This window comes from Azospirillum formosense (genome assembly GCF_013340925.1).
Taxonomy (GTDB): domain Bacteria; phylum Pseudomonadota; class Alphaproteobacteria; order Azospirillales; family Azospirillaceae; genus Azospirillum; species Azospirillum formosense.
Window position 1 is genome coordinate 1 of the sequence record NZ_WHOR01000560.1, and the last position, 578, is coordinate 578.

1 protein-coding gene is annotated in these 578 nt (G+C 71.5%); it reads right to left on the reverse strand.

Features of this window, described 5'->3' with window-relative positions:
• A partial coding sequence (locus tag GBZ26_RS29835) for a hypothetical protein (RefSeq protein WP_174441850.1) occupies positions 1 to 578 on the reverse strand: 578 nt, incomplete at both ends.

Genomic DNA, 578 nt, shown 5'->3' on the forward strand with positions numbered 1-578 from the left:
GCCGCCCACCGCCGCGTTGAACTGCGTGGCGCCGCTGCCGTTGATGGCCAGCGCCTGGGCGCCGTTCACCGTGCCGTTGAAGGTCACCGCACCGCTGCCGGCGTTGACCGTGGCGGCCCCCGCCAGAGTCACCGGGCCTTCGACGGTGAAGGCGCCGTTGCCGGTGGCGTAGGTGCCGATCAGGCTGGTTTCCCCGCCGTAGCTCTGGGCGCCCGTCGTGGTCACGTCGACGAGGCTGGTGTAGCCCGCGCCGGTGGTCAGGCTGGCCAGAGCCGTCGTGCCGCCCACCGCCGCGTTGAACACCATCGCTCCGGTCGAGATCGCCGTCAGGTCCTGGGCGCCGTTGACCGTCCCGTTGAAGGTGATCGTGCCGAAGCCCGCGTCCACCAGCGTCGTCCCGGCCAGCGTCGTCTCGCCGTTGAAGGCGATCGGACTGTTGAGCGAGTTGTAGGCGCCGTCCAGGGTCACCGCGTCGTTGTAGGTCTGGGCGCCGCTGGTCGTCACCGACTTGAGGCTGGTGGTGCCGTCGGCGTCGGTGGTCAGGCTGGCGAGCGCCGTCGTGCCGCCCACCGCCGCGT